At 68.9% G+C, this 13445-nt stretch carries 13 protein-coding genes; 1 reads left to right on the forward strand and 12 read right to left on the reverse strand.

The window, feature by feature from the left end:
- Positions 1 to 12: 12 nt before the first annotated feature.
- From L942_RS18740 to L942_RS18795, 12 genes are all read right to left on the reverse strand, one after another.
- Positions 13 to 708, reverse strand: a complete 696-nt coding sequence (locus L942_RS18740) for an ABC transporter ATP-binding protein (protein WP_037362068.1) — start codon at positions 706 to 708, stop codon at positions 13 to 15.
- A complete protein-coding gene (locus tag L942_RS18745) occupies positions 705 to 2423 on the reverse strand; it encodes a branched-chain amino acid ABC transporter ATP-binding protein/permease (RefSeq protein WP_037362070.1) in 1719 nt (572 codons plus the stop codon). The genes L942_RS18740 and L942_RS18745 overlap by 4 nt, the downstream gene beginning before the upstream one ends.
- A complete protein-coding gene (locus L942_RS18750; RefSeq protein ID WP_037362072.1) occupies positions 2410 to 3270 on the reverse strand; it encodes a branched-chain amino acid ABC transporter permease in 861 nt (286 codons plus the stop codon). The genes L942_RS18745 and L942_RS18750 overlap by 14 nt, the downstream gene beginning before the upstream one ends.
- Positions 3271 to 3294: 24 nt before the next feature.
- Complete coding sequence (locus tag L942_RS18755; RefSeq protein WP_235079245.1) at positions 3295 to 4473, reverse strand: ABC transporter substrate-binding protein; 1179 nt, start codon at positions 4471 to 4473, stop codon at positions 3295 to 3297.
- A gap of 93 nt (positions 4474 to 4566) precedes the next feature.
- Positions 4567 to 4953, reverse strand: a complete 387-nt coding sequence (locus L942_RS18760) for a nuclear transport factor 2 family protein (protein ID WP_037362074.1) — start codon at positions 4951 to 4953, stop codon at positions 4567 to 4569.
- Positions 4954 to 4963: 10 nt separating this feature from the next.
- Positions 4964 to 5731, reverse strand: coding sequence for a MoaF C-terminal domain-containing protein (locus L942_RS18765; protein ID WP_037362076.1), 768 nt, complete (start codon positions 5729 to 5731; stop codon positions 4964 to 4966).
- Between the two features lie 121 nt (positions 5732 to 5852).
- On the reverse strand, positions 5853 to 6800 hold the full coding sequence (locus L942_RS18770; protein ID WP_051166079.1) for a helix-turn-helix domain-containing protein: 948 nt from the start codon (positions 6798 to 6800) through the stop codon (positions 5853 to 5855).
- A 103-nt stretch (positions 6801 to 6903) separates the two neighbouring features.
- Positions 6904 to 7956 (reverse strand): 3,4-dihydroxyphenylacetate 2,3-dioxygenase, encoded by a 1053-nt coding sequence (gene hpaD, locus L942_RS18775; protein ID WP_037362077.1) that lies wholly within the window; start codon positions 7954 to 7956, stop codon positions 6904 to 6906.
- Positions 7953 to 9461, reverse strand: coding sequence for a 5-carboxymethyl-2-hydroxymuconate semialdehyde dehydrogenase (gene hpaE, locus L942_RS18780; protein ID WP_037362079.1), 1509 nt, complete (start codon positions 9459 to 9461; stop codon positions 7953 to 7955). The genes hpaD and hpaE overlap by 4 nt, the downstream gene beginning before the upstream one ends.
- Positions 9462 to 9463: 2 nt before the next feature.
- Positions 9464 to 10408, reverse strand: a complete 945-nt coding sequence (dapA, locus tag L942_RS18785) for a 4-hydroxy-tetrahydrodipicolinate synthase (RefSeq protein ID WP_037362081.1) — start codon at positions 10406 to 10408, stop codon at positions 9464 to 9466.
- Positions 10405 to 11097 (reverse strand): GntR family transcriptional regulator, encoded by a 693-nt coding sequence (locus L942_RS18790; RefSeq protein WP_037362083.1) that lies wholly within the window; start codon positions 11095 to 11097, stop codon positions 10405 to 10407. The genes dapA and L942_RS18790 overlap by 4 nt, the downstream gene beginning before the upstream one ends.
- Positions 11085 to 12530 carry a fumarylacetoacetate hydrolase family protein gene (locus L942_RS18795; RefSeq protein WP_037362085.1) on the reverse strand — a complete coding sequence of 482 codons (1446 nt, stop codon included), beginning with the start codon at positions 12528 to 12530 and terminating at the stop codon, positions 11085 to 11087. The genes L942_RS18790 and L942_RS18795 overlap by 13 nt, the downstream gene beginning before the upstream one ends.
- A 236-nt stretch (positions 12531 to 12766) precedes the next feature.
- On the opposite strand from L942_RS18795, the gene L942_RS42050 reads away from it, so the two are divergent.
- Positions 12767 to 13444, forward strand: a complete 678-nt coding sequence (locus L942_RS42050; RefSeq protein ID WP_051166080.1) for an SAV_915 family protein — start codon at positions 12767 to 12769, stop codon at positions 13442 to 13444.
- The last annotated feature ends 1 nt before the right edge of the window (position 13445 follow it).

Consider the following 13445-nt stretch of genomic DNA (forward strand, 5'->3'; position numbering starts at 1 on the left):
CCGCGCCCCGGGTCAACCGGCGCCCAGGTACGCCTGGTGCAAGGTGTCCGGATGGTCCAGCAAGTGCTGAGACTCGCCGGCGTAGGTGACCTTGCCGGAGGAGACGACCACGGCTTCCTGCGAGACCTTCAACGCCAGGTGGGTGAACTGTTCCACCAGGAGGATCGCCGCGCCCGCGGCGGCGAATTCGGTGACCGCCGGGAGAAGCCTGGTGAAGACCGCGGGCGCCAGGCCCAGGGACATCTCGTCGATCAGCAGGAACTGGGGTTTCGCCGCGAACGCCCGGCCCAGCACCACCATTTGCTGCTCGCCGCCGGACAACAGCGCGGCCGGGGAGTTCTTGCGTTTCTCCAGTTCCGGGAAGAGCGCGAGGACTTCTTCCACGCCAGCAGGGGATTTGGCGGTCAGGCGCAGGTTTTCCAGAACTGTCAAGCCCGCGAAGACCGCGCGGCCTTGCTCTACGTGCGCCAGTCCGAGCCGCGCTCTGGCTACCCGCGAGTGTTTCGTGACGTCCGCGTCTCCGATGCGGATGGTCCCGTTCGCCGCGGGGAGCACGCCGGACAACGCTTCCAGCAGGCTGGTCTTGCCCGCGCCGTTGGGCCCGACCAACGCGGTGATCTTGCCGGCCTCCAGCGTCAGGCCGACATCGGCGATGACCGGGCCGGCGCCGCGCGTGACGGTCAGGTTCTCGATCCGCAGCGTGCTCACAGCATCTCCGTTTCGCCCAGGTAGGCCTTCAGGACCGCCGGATCCGCCAGCACTTCCGCCTGCGGGCCGCTCGCCAGCACCTCGCCGAAGTCGAGCACGGTCAGGGTGTCGCAGACCGACCGGACCAGGTCCAGGTCGTGTTCGATGATCAGCACCGAGACGCCGAACCGGGCCGGGACCTGCCGCAGCCGTTCGCCGAACGCGACGTGTTCCTCGTGCGGCAGCCCGGCGGCCGGTTCGTCGAGCAGCAGCACCTGGGGCTGGGCCATCAGGTGACCGACGACTTCGACCAGGCGGCGCGCGCCCACGTCGACCCGGTCCAGCGGCGTCGCGGCCGGCGGGCAGCCGAAGAACTCCAGCGCGGCGGCGACCTCGGCGGCGGGCGGCCGACGGCGGGCCACGAAGTGGACGTACGCCTCGATGGTCAGCCCGGAGGGGACCCGGTCCTGCTGGAACGTCCGGCGCAGCCCGGAACGGGCCCGGTGCGTCGGGTCGCCGGTGAGCGGGCGGCCGGCCAGTTCCACGGTTCCGTCGGCCTGCGGCAGGAAACCGCTGATCGCGTCGACCAAAGTGGACTTTCCGGCGCCGTTCGGCCCGATGACGCCCAGCACGCCGCCCTTCGGAACGGCCAAGTCCACTCCGGACAGTGCCGTGACCTGTCCGAAAGCGACACTCAGGCCGCGGACCACCAGCACCGGCTCGCCCGGCGGCAGGCGCGGAGGTTCTTCGTCCAGCGTGGTGATCTGTACCCCGGCGCTCGCCCGCGATCGGCGCCGCCACAGTTCGCGGATCGCGGTGCCCAGGTTGCCGCGCCCGGCCAGCGCCTGGATGCCCAGCAGGCCGAAGATCACGTAACCCCAGTCCTGCGGGACTCCCCAGCGCTTCAGCAGCTCCGGCACCGCGACCCAGAGGACCGCGCCGAAGATCGCCATGTCGATGAGGTGCGCCCCGGACATGATCGCCAGCACGTACAACGCCAGGGACTGCAGCGGGGCGAAGCTGGTCGGGAAAGCGAACCCGACCTGCGCGGTGAGCAGTCCGCCGCTGAGGCCGCCCAGGGTCGCGCTGACCGCGAAGGCCGACAGCTTGGCCATCCGGACGCTCGCTCCGGCCGCGGCGGTGCCGCGTTCGGAGAACGCCACCGCGGCCCAGCTGCTGCCCCACGGACCGCGGCGGAGGAAATGCACGAGCAAGGCGCAGACGATCAGCACGATGACGCAGAGCAGGAAGTACGCGTTGTCGTCGGCGACCAAGGACGGCCGGTCCACCGAAACGCCTTCGGTGGTGCCGGGGAACTGGATTTCCACCAGGGTCACGTCGGCGGCCGCGGCCAGGCCGAGCGTCACCACCGCCAGGTTGATGCCACGCAGCCGCAGTGCCGGGAGTCCGATGAGGACACCGACCACGCCGGCCGCGAGACCGCCCAGCAGCAGCCAGAAGAGGAATCCGCCGGGAGCGTGCGCGACATTCAGCGCGGACACGACCCACGCGCCGATCGCGCCGAAGGTCAGCTGGCACAACGAGATCATGCCCGCGCTGCCGGTGACGACGCCGAGGCCGAGAAGGGCGATCGCGGCCACCACGACGCTCACGCCGAGGTAGGCGAAGTAGCCGTTGAGGCCGACGGTCAGGCCGATTCCGGCCAGCACCGCGACCACCGCGACGACCAGTGGGGTTCCTAAGCGGGACACTGCGCCCCGGTCAGCGAGCTGCATCCCACACCTCCTTGCGCTGAGACCACACGAGCAGGCCGACGATGGCCAGGAACGGGACGAAATTCCGCACTACCGAAAGCTGGTCGACCTGCGCGAGCGCGCCCTGCAGCATGCCGAGCACCAGCCCGCCGACGACGGCGAGGTCCAGCCGGCGGAACCCGCCGAGCAGGGCCGCCGCGGCGGCGGGCACGACCAGCATGGCCAGCGACGTGGCGTCGTTGGACTGTGACGGGGCGACGATCACGATGATGACGGTGCTGATCAGGCCGGTCGCGCCCCAGACCGCGGCACTGAGCCGCTTCGCCGGGATGCCCAGCAGCTCAGCGGTGGTCGGGCGTTCCGACAACGCGCGCAGTGAGATGCCGACGGGCGTCTTGGTGAGGATCAGCCGCGCGGCGAAGGCGATCACCACGGCCAGCGCCACGGTCACGACCGTCACCTGGCTGATCACCACGCCGCCGACGGTGAAGGCCGGACCGGCGAGCAACGCCTGGAACGGCTGCGGTTTGTTGCCGAACAAGATGAACGACAACGAGATCAACAGCAGCAGCACCGCGACCGTGACCGCCGAACGAGTGCCGGTGCCCGCTTCGGCCAGCCAGGTCGAGACGACCCAGCCGATCAGCACGCTCAGCACCCCGCCCAGCAGCACGCCGAGCACCACTGCCAGCCATTCCGGCAGTCCGCCGTGGACGGACAACGCCACCCCGACGTAACTGCCGAACATGCCGGTGGCCGCCTGGGCGAAGTTGACGACCCGGACCAGCCGCGACATCAGCGTCAGGCACACCGCCAGCACCGCGTAAAGCCCGCCGGCGGCCAGCCCGGCCAGCGCTCCCTGCACCATTGCAGTCTCCTCTGTCAGATCGGGCTAGCGCCGCGGGATCCGCAGCCAGTCGGTACCGGCGATCTGCCACCGGTTTGCGCCCGTCGCGAGCTTCACCGGCCAGCCCGCGGTGTTGTCGTGGTGAGTTTGCCCGGGGCCGAACACGTACGGCGTGCCGACCATCGGGTCGGAGATCGGTTTCATTTCGCGCAGCGCCTTCGTCACCGTTTCCCGCGTGATCTCGCCCCGCATGCCGTTCAGCACCCGCAGGAAGTACTTCGCCGCGAGGTAACCGCCCTGGCTGAACGAGGTCAGCGGAATGTTGTTGCGCGTCATGAGATCCCGCCACTCCTTGGTGCGCGGGCTCGACGGGTCGGTGAAGGGGTAGAACTCAGCGGGAACGTAAACTCCGGCACCGGCTTCGGAGACCGCCTTCGCGTACTGTTCACTGTAGACACTCGTGAGCAGCAGCCAGGTCACGTCTTTCCACCCTTGTGCCTGCGCGGCTTTCAGCTGGCCGATCGAGTCCGGCTCGACCGGGTTGACCGTCACGGCTTTGCACCCGGCGGCGCGCGCCTTGACGATGTAGGGCGTGTAGTCGGAACCGTTGTACGGAACGGTCGCGTCGACGTACTTCAGTTTCTTGCCGGTGATCTTCGACCATTCGTCGATGGCCGCGCGGTAGTACGGCAGGGTGTTCCCGGCGATTTCCAGCAGCGCGCACATGTCTTGCAGGTGCAGCACTTCGGAGCCGTACAGCAGGGTCAGCGTCATGTCGTGGAACGGCCCGACGTTGGCGGGGCCGATGTTCGGGCTGGTGAAGCACGACGGGTCGACGCCGATGCCGGAGATGGAGAGCACCTTCTCCTGCTGGTAGTACTTGGCGTTGATCTGGCATTCGATGAGGCTGGACGAACCGACCAGCGCGACCGCCTGATCGCCGCCGACGATTTCGCGAGCGGCGGCCGCCGCGGCGGCGGGGTCGCCCTTGTCGTCGATGGCGTGGTATTCGATCTTGCGTCCGTGCACGCCGCCGGCCGCGTTCGCCGCGTCGAAGACGGCCTTGGCGGCCTGGGAGGATTCCGGGAAGGTGGCGGGTCCGCTCAGCGCGTTGACCGAGCCGACCACGATCGGTCCGTTCGGATCGGCGGTGCCCGCGCAGCCCGCCGCGACCAGCGTGACGAGCACGGCCGAGGCGAGCGCGGGCAGGAACTTTCTCATCATGGCTCGGCTTTCCGGTCCGCAGTGACCAGAGGGGAGGGGAGGAGAACGGGGGCGGTGCCGGGGGAAGGCCCGGCACCGCCGTTCGCGGGAGGCTCAGTCGGTCGCGGCGGCGACCGGCGCGGAATCGACGATCTGCTCGAAGCTCGCGACCTGGTCGCCGTCGAACTTCCACACGTGCGCCACCCGCGCGGTGAACGCTTTGCCGGATTTGCGGTTCGTGCCGGAATACGTGCCCAGCCCCACGATCGAATCGCCGGCGTCCAGCAGCGCGGACAGGGTGAACTGGTAGCCGTCCCAGTCGCGCGCGATCGCCTCGAAGACGTTGCGCCGCACCTCGTCCGGGCCGGTGTAGGTGCCCGCGTAGGGGAATCCGGCGGCCTCGGTCCAGGTGGTTTCCGGGCCGATCGGCGCGAGCATGCCGTCGAGGTCGCCGCGGTCGCTCGCGTCGTAGTGCGCGGTGATCACGTCCATCTTGGACACGGGAAACTCCTTAGACAGGCTGGACGTCGGGGTAGCTGATCGAGCCGAGCGGGTAGATGTGCCCGCCCGCGCGGGAATGCTCGGACCGGCCGTCGCCGGTGATGCCGAGGAAAACGCCGGTGGTGCGCAGGTCGTAGCCGAGGTCGTGCAGCCACACGCTGGCCACCGCGATCCGGAACTCCCGGAAGCAGAACAGGTACAGGCCGTCGGCGAACTTCCAGACGGTCGACAGGTCCACGTCGCCGTGTCCGCGCTGCACGCCCTCGACGCACTGCCAGCAGTAGCGTTCCGAGGAGAGGTAGACGTGCTCGTACAGGTGGTTCGGGCTGTAGCGGTAGACGTTGCGCTTGCCGATGAGGTCCCGCGACGGACCGGGCACGTCGCCGGTCGGTTCGCCGCCGTCGGTGGTGGCGGCGTGGAAGGTCTGCGAAACCCGCGGCGTGCCTTCGATGTCCTCGTCGCCGATCACCGACCGCACGGTGAGCGCGCGGTGCGTGGTGGTCGAGTAGACGACGGTGAGGGCCTCGCCCTCGACGCTCGTCCGCGGCAGGTTCACGAAGAAGACGTCGGGACGCACGGCGACCGCGTCGTACGGGTCCTCGACGCCGTTGCAGGCAAGCCGTTCGCCGTCGAGGAACCGCAGTTCGAGCTTCGTTCCGTCATCCTGCGTGACGGTGAGTTCCTGCCCGGTGAGGTCCGCGTTGGGCAGCCGGTAGGTGTCGATCCCGGCGGCGAACTCGTCATAGGTGCGCCATTCGTCAGGGGAAGGGTCGGACATGCCCCTCATGCTCGCCGCGCCCCGCCCCGGGAGCGAACGTTCGTGCGCTGGCTGGCAACTGCCGGACGCTCGCGGTCAACCCCTCGTGAGTGCTGATGCCGGTTCTAACCGGCATCAGCACTCACGAGGCCCGCGCGCGCAGCTCGCTGGGCGACTGGCCGAACGCGGCTCGGAACACCCGGGAAAAGTGCGCCGCGTCGACAAATCCCCACCGCGCCGCGATCGCCGCGACCGGACGGGCCGCGAGCAACGGATCCCGCAGATCCCGGCGGCAGTGCTCCAGCCGCCGCTGCCGGATCCACCCCGCCACGGTCGTCCCCTGCTCCTGGAACAACCCGTGCAGATGCCGCGTCGAGATGTAGTGCTCCGCCGCGATCTGCGCGGGCCCGAGATCGGAGCGCGACAGATTCGCGTCGATGTAGCCGCGGATCCGCCGCATCAGGTCGTGGTGCGGGTCGGCGGCCGTGCGGTCCAGGTCGAGTTCGGTGGCGAGCATGGTGGTCAGCAGGTCGACCGCGTTGTGCGCCAGCCGCACGCCCACCGGGCTCGTCAGCACGTCCAGATTCCCGCCCAGCTGCGCCAGGAACGGCACCACGACGTTGCCGACCCCCTCCCGCCCGGACATCCGCACCGCGGTGAGCTGCCCGACCAGGTCGCGGGGCAGGTCGACCTGTTGCTGCGGGAACATCAGCACCAGCGTGCGGAAATTCTCCTCGAACACGAGCGAATACGGCCGGTTCGTGTCGTACAGCGCGACGTCGCCGGGCCGCAGCACCGCCTCGCGGCCGTCCTGGGTGAGGATTCCGGTGCCGGCCAGCATGACGCTGAGCTTGTAGCACGGCCGGTCGGCGCGGGCGATGAGTTCCTGCGTGCGCTCGACCGCGTGCGGCGACGCGGTGATCTCGGTGAGCGCGATTTCGCCCGCCTCGTGCGTGCGGAGCCTGCCGTGGAAGCGATCGCGATGTTCGGTGCTCACCTGCAGCGGCACGAACGAGCGCAGGACAGCGGACCGGAACTCCGTGAAGTCCTGCGCGGCCGTGGCGGGCGTCTGCAAGATTGCCGTCATCATGTCACCTCTCCGTCGAAGTGCCGCTGCCGCTGCTGGTGGTCCGTGAAGGGCCCCTTCCGGGAATCAGATTCCCTCAAGGAGCCCTTCACGGACGGGACGCACCTTAGACCTGTTCGCCCAGTTTGAAACCCTGCTCGGCGCCGTCGGCGCGGGTGTAGGAGAACCCGTCCGCGCCGATGGTCACGTCCATTTCCTTCGTTTCCGTGCGCTCGACGACTTCCTGGAGCTTGCCGTCGAGGTCGAGCACCCGCGAGGCCTCGGTGTACCAGCTCGGCACCACCGGATTGCCCCACCAGTCGCGCCGCTGGTTGTCGTGCACGTCCCAGCTGATCACCGGATTGTCCGGGTCGCCGGTGTAATAGTCGTGCGTGTAGATCTCGATCCGGTGCCCGTCCGGGTCACGCACGTACAAATAGAACGCGTTCGACACGCCGTGCCGGCCCGGGCCGCGCTCGATCTGGTCCGATTTCCGCACCGCGCCGAGGTGGTCGCAGATGTGCAGGATCTGGTGCCGCTCGTGGGTCGCGAACGCGATGTGGTGCAGGCGAGGGCCCGCGCCGCCGGTGAGCGCGACGTCGTGCACGGTCGGTTTGCGGAACATCCACGCCGCGTACACGGTGCCCTCGTCGTCGCGGATGTCTTCCGACACCCGGAAACCGAGGCCCTCGTAGTACTTCCGCGCGGCAGGCACGTCCGGCGTGTTCACGTTGAAGTGGTCCAGCCGCGAAAGCGCGCCCGCGCCGTGCACGTCGTAGCGCTGGGTGAACCGCTCGACGTGTTCGGCCTCGTAGAAGAACTCGATCGGGAAGCCGAGCGGGTCGAGCACCCGCACCGCTTCGCCGATGCCGCGCGTGGTGCCCGCCGGGACGCGGCGCACCTCCACGCCGAGTTCCCGGTAGTACGCCTCGGCGACGTCGAGTTCGCCCTCGCCGCGCACGCGGTAGGCGAGCACGGCCAGCGCCGGTTCCGCGCCCTTGCGCAGGATCAGCGAGTGGTGCAGGTATTCCTCGAACGCGCGCAGGTAGATCGCTTCGTCGTCCTCATAGGTCACGACGAGACCGAGAATGTCCACATAGAACTCTCGCGACGCTTTCAGGTCGCTGACGATCAGTTCCGCGTACGCGCAGCGGATGACGTCCGGCGGGGTCGTGGTCATGCGTTGTCCTTCCCGGCCCCGAAGCGCGCCGTGTGCACGTCGCCGAGCGTGATGTGCACGGCCTGCTGTTCGGTGTAGAAGTCGATCGAGCGGTAGCCGCCTTCGTGGCCGAGGCCGGACGCCTTGACCCCGCCGAACGGCGTGCGCAGGTCGCGCACGTTGTGCGAGTTCAGCCAGACCATGCCGGCTTCGATGTTCTGCGCGAAGGTATGCGCGCGGGTCAGGTCGGCGGTCCAGACGTAGGCGGCCAGACCGTACTTGACGTTGTTGGCCAGCTCGAGCGCTTCCTCGTCGGTGTCGAACGGCGTGATCGCCACGACCGGGCCGAAGATTTCCTCCTGGAAGATCCGCGCGTCCGGCTTCACGTCGGCGAACACCGTCGGGGCCACGTAGTTCCCGGTCTCCAGGCCCTCCGGACGGCCGCCGCCGGCGAGCAGCTTCCCTTCCGTCTTGCCGATTTCGATGTAGCTCATCACCTTGTCGAAGTGCTCCGGGTGCACCAGCGCGCCGACCTCGGTGGCCGGGTCGTGCGGGTCGCCTACCACGATGTTGCGCGCGCGTTCGGCGTACCGGGCGCAGAACTCGTCGTAAATCGAGCGCTCGACCAGGATCCGGCTGCCCGCCGTGCAGCGTTCGCCGTTGAGCGAGAAGACGCCGAACAGCGTCGAGTCCAGCGCCGCTTCGAAGTCCGCGTCGGCGAACACGACGGCCGGGGACTTGCCGCCCAGCTCCATCGACATGCCCTTGAGGCCGCGCGCGCAGTTGCGGAAGATCGTCTCGCCGGTGGTGGTTTCGCCGGTGAACGAGATCAGCCGGACGTCCGGGTGCTTGACCAGCGCGTCGCCCGCTTCCTCTCCGAGCCCGTTGACGAGGTTGAACACCCCGTCGGGCACGCCGGCCTCGCGGAAGATGTCCGCCCACAGGCTCGCCGACAGCGGCGTGAACTCGGCCGGCTTGAGCACCACGGTGCAGCCGGACGCCAGCGCCGGCGCGAGCTTCCAGCTCTCCAGCATGAACGGCGTGTTCCACGGCGTGATCAGCCCGGCGACGCCGACCGGCTTGCGGTTGACGTAGTTGACCTGGCGGCCGGGCACCTTGTAGGTGTCGTCGGCCTGCGCGACGATCAGGTCGGCGAAGAACCGGAAGTTCTCGGCCGCGCGCTGCGCCTGGCCGAGCGCCTGCTTGATCGGCAGGCCGGTGTCGAAGGTTTCCAGCTCGGCCAGCTGCTTGTCGCGGCTCTCCACGAGATCGGCGATCTTGTTGAGGATCCGGGCGCGCTGGCGCGGCAGCATTTTCGGCCACGGGCCGTGGTCGAAGGCTTCCTTCGCCGCGGCGACGGCGAGGTCGATGTCCTCGGCCTTGCCCGCGGCAGCGGTCAGATACGGCTTGTTGGTGACCGGGTCGAGCACCTCGAAGGTCTCGCCCGAGACGCTGTCGGCCGGCGCGCCGCCGATGTAGTGGCGGATGTGCTCCGGCAGGTTGTCCGGAACGTAGTGCGCGGTCATGGTCACTTTCCTTCCACAGTGAAGCCGTCGACGGGCGAGAGGTACTGCTCGCCCTGGCGCATCAGTTCGGTGATCCGGGCGAGGCCCGCTTCGGTCGGGGTGATCAGCGGCGGGCGCACGAAGCCCGACCGGATGAGGCCGCGCTGCTCCAGCACCCACTTTCCGGGCGCCGGGTTGGTCTCGACGAACAGCAAGTCGACCAGCGGGTGCAGGCCGTAGTGGATCTCGCGGGCGCGGTCGAAGTCGCCCTCGGTCCACGCGCGGTACATCTCGGCGCTGGCCGCCGGGGCGATGTTGGCGGTGGCGCTGACGAATCCGGCGCCGCCGAGGGAAAGCAGCGGCAGGCACAGCAGCTCGATACCGGACCAGACGAGCAATTCCTTGCCGCACAAGTGCAGCACGCGGGAGAAGTGCTCGAAGTCCTTGGTGGTCTCCTTGATCCCGACGAAGTTGTCGAAATCGCGGAACAGCCGCGCGACCGTCTCCGGGGCCAGGTCGACCGACGTCCGGCTCGGCACGTTGTAGGCGACGATCGGCAGGTCCGGGAATTCCTTGGCGACCGTGGCGTACCAGCGGTAGAGCGCTTCCTGCGTGGGCCGCGCGTAGTACGGGGTGATGATCAGCGCGGCGTCGATGCCCGCGTCGCGCGCCTCGGCGGTCAGCTCGAGCGTCTCGTCGAGCTTCGCCGAACCGGTGCCGGGCATGAACGGCACCTTGTCGTCCACCGCCTTGGCGACGGTGCGGATCGTCTCCGCGCGCTCGGCCACCGTCATCGCGCCGGGCTCGCCGGTGGAGCCGCCGATCGACACGCCGTGCGAACCGGACGCGAGCTGCCAGTTCACCAGGTTGGCCAGGCTCTCGTGGTCGACCTCGCCGTCGGAGGTGAACGGGGTCATCAGCGGCGCGATCGAGCCGGTGATGGCGTTCGGGGTGCTGCGGAACCTCATGGAGTGGGGTCCTTCCGGGTAGCTTCGGCGGGCAGGGCGGCCCGCCGGTCGAGGTAGGCGTCGAGGGTGGCGGTGCGGTGCCGGCGCGCGGCCAGCTCGAGTTCGAGCGGGTCGACGTTCTGCTCGATCAGCACCAGCAGTTGTTCGTGTTCCTTGACCGATTCGTGCGCGCGGCCCGGGACGAAGCTGAACGTCGAATCGCGCAGCGAGGCCAGCCGGTGCCAGCCGCGGTGCACGAGGTCGAGCACGTGCGGGTTCGGGCAGGGTTCGAAAAGGACGGAGTGGAACTCCTGGTTCAGCTCGGTGAACCGGTGCGGTTCGAAGTTTTCCAGGGACAGCCGCATCTGCTCGTTGACCGCACGCGCCCGTTCGATGTCCTGTTCGGACAGCATGGGTGCGGACAGCGAGGTGGCGAAACCTTCCACCAGGGCAAGGGTTTGCATGGTGTGCTCGTAGGCGGTCTCGTCGACCATCACCACCTGCGCGCCGACGTTCCGCTCGAACGTGACCAGCCCTTCGGCTTCGAGCAGCCGGATCGCTTCCCGCACCGGGACGACGCTGACGTCGAGTTCCTTGGCGATTTGCCCCAGCACCAGGCGGTAGCCGGGACCGAAGGTCCGGTCGGCGATCCGGTCCTTGATCCAGCGGTACGCGCGCTGGGATTTGCTCTCGCCGGCTACGGGCGCCACTGGGCGTACCTGGCCTTCCAGTGCTCGTTCATCGGGTAGAGGCCGTCGACGCTCTCGCCGTTCGCGACCTGCTCGGCGATGAACGTTTCCTGGCGTTCCTGTTCGATTGCGGCGTCCGCGATTTTTTCTACCAGGTGCGGCGGAATGACCAGGACGCCGTCGGAATCGCCGACGATCACGTCGCCCGGCTGCACGGTCGCGCCGCCGCACGCGACGGTGACGTCGATGTCCCACGGAACGTGGCGGCGGCCGAGCACCGCCGGGTGCGGGCCGGAGTGGTAGGTCGGGATGTCCAGCGCGGCCACCGCCGCCAGGTCGCGCACGCCGCCGTCGGTGACGATCCCCGCCGCGCCGCGGACCTGGGCGCGCAGGGCGAGGATGTCGCCGATCGTGCCGGTTCCCTTTTCGCCGCGGGCTTCCATCACCAGGACGTCGCCGGGGTTGAGCGAGTCGATGGCGCGTTTCTGGGCGTTGAAGCCGCCGCCGTGGGATTTGAAGAGGTCCTCGCGGAAGGGGACGTAGCGGAGCGTCCTGGCCCGGCCGACGAGTTTCTTCTCCGGGCGGGTGGAACCGAGACCGTCGATGGAGACGTGGTTGTAGCCGTTTTTGCGCAGCTGGGCGGAAAGCGTTGCCGTGCCGACGCTGGCGAGCTTGGTCTTGAGTTCCTCGGTGAGCTCGAATTCCGCCGGAAGTCCCGCGGATTCCCGGTCGCCGTAAGCCTGTTCGCGCTGCTTGTCGTCGATTTTGGGCTGAGCGCTGAAGTCTGGGAGCGGGGTGGTGCCTTCGACGACCGGCGTGACCAGCCGCCCGGTCGTCTTCTCGCCGCAGCTGACCTCGACCTCGACCACGTCGCCCGGCTGCACGACGGACGATCCCGCCGGGGTGCCGGTGAGAATGACGTCGCCGGGTTCGAGGGTGCTCAGCTGCGAGAGGTCGGCGACGAGGGTGCCGAAGCCGAAGATGAGGTCTTCGGTGGTGTCGTCCTGGACGAGTTCGCCGTTGACCCAGGTGCGGACGCGGAGTTTCTCGGGATCGACCTCCGCGGCCGGAATCGTGGCGGGCCCGAGCGGGGTGAAACCGTCGCCGCCCTTGGAGCGGAGGTTCGACCCGCCGTCGGCGTGCCGCAGATCGTATACGCCGAAGTCGTTGGCGGCGGTGATGCTCTCGACGCAGTCCCAGCCCTGGTCCGGGGTGACGCGGCGGGCCTGCTTGCCGATGATCAGGGCGATTTCGCCTTCGAAGGCAAGGAGTTCGGTGCCCGCCGGGCGTTCGATGGGGGTGCCGGAGGAGCTGATCGAGGTGGCCGGCTTGACGAAGTAGGAGGGCTTCGCCGGAATCCGGCCGCGTTGCTTCGCGCGGGACGGGTAGTTCAAATGAAGCGCGATGACCTTGCCCGGCCGCTCCGGCGGGGTGGTGCTCGATGCGGGACTCATGGGGGTTGACCTGCCCGGATGTCGTCGGGAGAGGAAGATATCTCAAAAGATATACGATTCTGGCGGGTTGGGGCAAGGGCTGGATTCAGTCTTTGCGTGGCAACGGAAGCGGCGGCGTACCTGCTGGTCAGACGTCTCCATTCGGCGCAGGCCGGTTGCCGCCCGCTGACACTCGGCCGGTGCCGCCACTACAGTGACGGCACGAACACGCATAGTCGCGCGGGCGGGAGGTGAGGATGTCCGGTCACTCCGACGCGTCCAACGTCGTCCAGGCCCTCGTGCGGCTCGACGACGTGCGGGAGCGATTGCCGGATCTGGTGTTCGTGCTGGTCACGCTCGGAACCGGGGAGCAGCCGGGCGAGCTTGAGGTCCGTCGGACCACGCGGAACGAGTTCGCGGTCGCGGCGTACTCGTCCCTGGATCGGCTGGTCGAGGCGTGCGGGAGCGGGCAGCCGTGGGCGCGGGTCACCCGGGACCGGCTGCTTGAGGTATGCCGCGAGCTGGGGATCGGCGTCGTCGTGTTCGATGCCGTACTCGACCTCGTGCCGCGGTATCCGGAGGTCGACAGCCGGGAGCAGCCTCCGCTGGAGCCAGCCGAGCCGCTGGCCGAACCGGACGGCCGGCTGTACGTGCCGTCGCGCCCGGTCCGGGCCGGTCGCCAGATGGTGGAGCTGGAATTGCAGCCGGTTCGCAACGGCCGTCCGGTGTTGCTGGCCTACACGTCGCCCGAGCTGCTGGCCGCTGGGTGCGGACCGTATCAACCGTGGGTCGCGGTCGAGAGCGCTGATCTCGAAGCCGTCGCGGACGAGGCGGGAGCGCACGGGGTGTTGCTCAATCCCGTGCTCGCTGAAGAGTCCCGGCATGCCGCGCCCGTGCGGGACTGGACGTCTCGGGCCGAGATCGGAGGGGAGTAGG

Source organism: Amycolatopsis orientalis DSM 43388, from assembly GCF_000411975.1.
Classification (GTDB): Bacteria; Actinomycetota; Actinomycetes; order Mycobacteriales; family Pseudonocardiaceae; genus Amycolatopsis; species Amycolatopsis orientalis_D.

Excerpts from the sequence above, each read along its gene's own strand:
- hpaD (WP_037362077.1), bottom strand. The coding sequence starts at position 7,956 with ATGACCACGACCCCGCCGGACGTCATCCGCTGCGCGTACGCGGAACTG.
- dapA (WP_037362081.1), bottom strand. The coding sequence starts at position 10,408 with ATGAGGTTCCGCAGCACCCCGAACGCCATCACCGGCTCGATCGCGCCG.
- L942_RS18745 (WP_037362070.1), bottom strand. The coding sequence starts at position 2,423 with ATGCAGCTCGCTGACCGGGGCGCAGTGTCCCGCTTAGGAACCCCACTG.
- hpaE (WP_037362079.1), bottom strand. The coding sequence starts at position 9,461 with ATGACCGCGCACTACGTTCCGGACAACCTGCCGGAGCACATCCGCCAC.
- L942_RS18795 (WP_037362085.1), bottom strand. The coding sequence starts at position 12,530 with ATGAGTCCCGCATCGAGCACCACCCCGCCGGAGCGGCCGGGCAAGGTC.
- L942_RS18755 (WP_235079245.1), bottom strand. The coding sequence starts at position 4,473 with ATGATGAGAAAGTTCCTGCCCGCGCTCGCCTCGGCCGTGCTCGTCACG.
- L942_RS18770 (WP_051166079.1), bottom strand. The coding sequence starts at position 6,800 with ATGATGACGGCAATCTTGCAGACGCCCGCCACGGCCGCGCAGGACTTC.
- L942_RS18750 (WP_037362072.1), bottom strand. The coding sequence starts at position 3,270 with ATGGTGCAGGGAGCGCTGGCCGGGCTGGCCGCCGGCGGGCTTTACGCG.
- L942_RS18765 (WP_037362076.1), bottom strand. The coding sequence starts at position 5,731 with ATGTCCGACCCTTCCCCTGACGAATGGCGCACCTATGACGAGTTCGCC.
- L942_RS42050 (WP_051166080.1), top strand. The coding sequence starts at position 12,767 with ATGTCCGGTCACTCCGACGCGTCCAACGTCGTCCAGGCCCTCGTGCGG.